The 3527-nt window shown below is 74.4% G+C and carries 4 protein-coding genes and 1 pseudogene; 1 reads left to right on the forward strand and 4 read right to left on the reverse strand.

Annotation, left to right across the window (positions count from 1 at the left end; translation table 11 throughout):
• Nucleotides 1-31: 31 nt before the first annotated feature.
• The 3 genes and pseudogenes from HW445_RS22830 to HW445_RS22840 form a co-directional block, all read right to left on the reverse strand.
• Nucleotides 32-334 (reverse strand): annotated as a pseudogene (locus HW445_RS22830) (maleylpyruvate isomerase N-terminal domain-containing protein); the annotation flags it as partial.
• Nucleotides 335-528: 194 nt separating this feature from the next.
• Complete coding sequence (locus tag HW445_RS22835; protein ID WP_180222838.1) at nucleotides 529-1284, reverse strand: N-acetyltransferase; 756 nt, start codon at nucleotides 1282-1284, stop codon at nucleotides 529-531.
• Between the two features lie 69 nt (nucleotides 1285-1353).
• Nucleotides 1354-1836, reverse strand: a complete 483-nt coding sequence (locus HW445_RS22840; RefSeq protein ID WP_180222839.1) for a GNAT family N-acetyltransferase — start codon at nucleotides 1834-1836, stop codon at nucleotides 1354-1356.
• Nucleotides 1837-2018: 182 nt separating this feature from the next.
• Here HW445_RS22840 and HW445_RS22845 point away from each other — a divergent pair, with 182 nt between their 5' ends.
• Nucleotides 2019-2426, forward strand: a complete 408-nt coding sequence (locus tag HW445_RS22845) for a VOC family protein (protein WP_180222840.1) — start codon at nucleotides 2019-2021, stop codon at nucleotides 2424-2426.
• A 155-nt stretch (nucleotides 2427-2581) separates the two neighbouring features.
• Here the strand turns inward: HW445_RS22845 and HW445_RS22850 are convergent, their stop codons facing one another.
• Nucleotides 2582-3418 carry a DMT family transporter gene (locus tag HW445_RS22850; RefSeq protein ID WP_180222841.1) on the reverse strand — a complete coding sequence of 279 codons (837 nt, stop codon included), beginning with the start codon at nucleotides 3416-3418 and terminating at the stop codon, nucleotides 2582-2584.
• Nucleotides 3419-3527: the final 109 nt, after the last annotated feature.

Below are 3527 nucleotides of genomic sequence, written 5' to 3' on the forward strand. Positions count from 1 at the left end.
GGCATCAGGTGCGCGGCGTCACCGAATGCCGCCGTTCGCGGGCCAGGAGCTCCGCGGGCGGCTTGCGGGCGCCCAGCGCCGCCTGCGCGTCCATGTACCCGTCGGGGTCCGCGAGCGCCTGACGGACCTCGGCGTCGAACGCCTCCCGGTCACGGATCGCGGCCAGCGCGGCCCGGTCGGTCCACGCCAGGTGAGCGATCTGGTGGGCGACCCCCCAGCCCGGCGCGGGCGTGGGCGCCGCCCACCGTTCGTCGTCCAACTCGGCGACCAGGGCGTCGAGTTCGTCGGCCTCTGCACGCATGTCGTCGATCACCGACGAGGTCGGATCGTCCATCTCGGCGTACTGCTCCCTCCGGGCACGGCGATGTGCGGGGTGGTGCGCTTGGGAGCATGACAGCGGGACGGAAATCAATCAAGCATGCTTGCTTGATTTTCTCGAGCGGCGAGCGGCGATCGGCGATCGGCGAGCAGCCGGCGGCGGACGGTGAACGGTGAACGGCGGGTGACGCGCGGCGGGGGCGGGTCCGGTCACAGGCGGTGGCGCACCCAGACGTTGGGTTCCACGTACACGGCCTGGTCGTGGGCGAGGCTGCACAGGACGGGCGTGAGGGCGTCGGGGACCCGCACCGGGCCGTCCGCGTCGAAGGGGAGGCCGGTCCACTTCCGCCACTGCTCGAGCGAGCCGCTGACCGTCATGCTGGCCGGGGCGACCTTCTCGATCACGCCGCCCGCCCGCACGTGCACCCGCAGCCAGGGGTCGCGCGGCAGGCCGTCGTCGTCCCGGGTCAGCCGGACGTACTCGGCCATGGGGGTGTCCGGTTCCAGGTGCTTGGCGTTCGGCCGCACCGGCGCGAGCAGCGCGTCGTGCCCCCGCGCGGCCACCGCGCCGCGCATGGCGGCCAGCATCCGGTAGGACAGGCCCCGGCCGAGGTGGCCGGCGCCGACGGTGATCTCCAGCGCGCTCGCCGCGGTGACGTCCAGGCCCAGCGCGCGGTCGCGGAACGCCCAGGCGATCACCCGGTCCCAGCCCTGGTCGGGGGTCTCCTCCCGGCCCTCCAGCACGGAGTTGAACGGCACGCTCATCGCCCGGGCCACCACCTGGTCGCCCTCGGTGGCGACCACGCAGTACTCGGGGAACTCCCGGATCACCCGGCTGTGCAGGGACGCGGACAGCAGGTCGTGCTGGACGAACTCCGGCCAGGTGTCCTGGAGGTCGTACATCCGCGGTATCAGCTCGGGGCGCTCGGCGAAGGTCGTGATCAGGATGTCGTCGTCAGTGGTCATTCCCGCAGGCTGGCAGACGGCCCGCGGTGATCCAACTCGTTTTGGACGCCCGCCCGGTCCCGGGCGCCCTCATCCCCCCGCGCCGCCCAGTTCCAGCACCCCGACGGTCTGCCCGCCGCTGACCTCGCCCGTCCTCCGGAACCCGAGCCCCAGGTAGAACCCCTCCGGCCCGTCCTCGCCCGGCTCCCAGGTCACGTGGAGCAGCGACCCGCCACGGCGCCGGATCTCCTCGGCCACCGCCCGGACCGCGAACCTGCCGTAGCCGCGCCGCTGTTCGGCCTCGGCGATGTTCAGCCGCCACAGGCCGGACCGGACGTCGCGCCGGGTGCCGTCGCCTGCCCAGTCGATGTCCAGGAAGGCCATCAGGAAGCCCACCGGCCGGTCCCCGTGCCGGATCAGCCGGGGCCAGGCGTGCTCCGCATGCACGTACGCCTCCGCCAGCGACTTCACCACCGGCGCGACCAGCCGCCGCTGCGCGGGGGCCACCTCGATGCCGATCGCCGTGTCGACGTTGTCCGGCGTGACCGGCTCCAGCCTCAGTCCCTCAGTCATGCGGGCACCCTAGGCGGCGCTCCTCCCCGGGTCCTAGGCCTTTTCTCCCATGTGCCGGCACCCCGCCGCTCCCTACCCTTGTCACCATGCCCACCATGCCCACCACGCCTTCCGCACGCCCCCGCACTGCCGGCTCCTCCCCCGAACTCCCGGCCCCCGCCGGGCAGGTGGGGCTCCCGTCCATGGAGGCGGCCCACATCCGCATGGCCCGCCCCTCCCGCGACCTCGACGCCGCGGCCCGCTTCTGGATCGACGGCCTCGGCCTGTCGCAGCTCTGGCGCACGGCAGGGGACGGCTCCCCCGGCGGCAACGGCCTGCTGATGGTCGGCCGGCCCGGCGCCTCCTGGCACCTGGAGCTCGCCCACAACGCCCTCGCCCCGGTGGACCCCCGCCCCACCCCGGAGGACCTGCTGGTGATCTACTGCGCCGGGCCCGTCCCCGAGGCCCTGGTCGCCCGCCTGGAGGCCCATGGCGGCTGCCGCGTCACCTCCCACAACCCGTACTGGGACCGCTGGGGGGTCACCGTCGAGGACCCCGACGGCTACCGGCTGGTGCTGTCCACACGGGACTGGTCCCACACGCCTTCCTGAGGCGTCCCGTTCGCAGGCCGCCTCCGCCGTGCGGGTCACGGCTCGGAGCACGGGGAGCCGGACATGGCTGCGGCCTCCGTGGTCACCCGAGACGGAGCTACCGGCGGTACCGGGGCCGGAGGCGGTGGGGGAGGTGCAACGGCTGCCGGGCCCGCTCAGTCGCGTACGGGTTCCTTGGTCGCGCGGAGGGCGCCGACCTGGGTGCGGACCGCGCCCATGCTCGCGGCGACGACCAGGCCGATGGCGGCCGCCTGGGCGGCGCCCAGCGTCTGGTGGAGGATCAGGAAGCCGGCGAGGGCGGCGACCGCGGGTTCCAGGCTCATCAGGATGGAGAAGGCGGAGGCCGGAAGGGTGCGGAGGGCGATCAGCTCGAGGGTGTAGGGCAGCACGGAGGACAGCACCGCGACGCCCGCGCCGAGGCCCACCGTCACCGGGTCGAGCAGTTCACGGCCCGCCGAGCCGATGCCCAGCGGGAGGACGAACAGGGCGGCCAGGGCCATCGCGATGGCCAGCCCGTCGGCCTGCGGGAAGCGGCGGCCGGTGCGGGCGCTGAAGACGATGTATCCCGCCCACATGGCGCCCGCGCCCAGCGCGTACGCGGCGCCCACCGGGTCCAGGCCGGAGAAGTCGCCGCCGCCGAGCAGGAAGACACCGGCCAGGGCCAGACCCGCCCACAGGACGCTCACCAGACGGCGGGAGCTGAACACCGACAGCGCCAGCGGCCCCAGGACCTCCAGGGTCACCGCCGGACCCAGCGGCATCCGGTCGGCGGCCTGGTAGAAGAGGCCGTTCATGCCCGCCAGCGTGGCCGCGAAGGCGACCACCGTGCCCCAGTCGGCACGCGAGTGGCCGCGCAGCCGCGGCCGGCAGACCACCAGCAGCAGCGCGGCGGCGACCACCAGGCGGATGGCGACCACGCCCAGCGCGCTGGTGCGCTCCATCAGGTTCACCGCGAGCGCGCTGCCGAACTGCACGGAGACGACCCCGCCCATCACCAGGCCGACCGGCCCGAACGCGGACCGGGCCCCGGCGGCGGGCAGCAGCTGGTCCTCGGCGCAGGCGACGGAGACCTCGTGGTGGCCGCGCGCGAAGCCGAAGTCG

It is taken from the genome of Streptomyces sp. UH6 (genome assembly GCF_013421635.1).
GTDB classification, from domain to species: Bacteria; Actinomycetota; Actinomycetes; order Streptomycetales; family Streptomycetaceae; genus Streptomyces; species Streptomyces abyssomicinicus.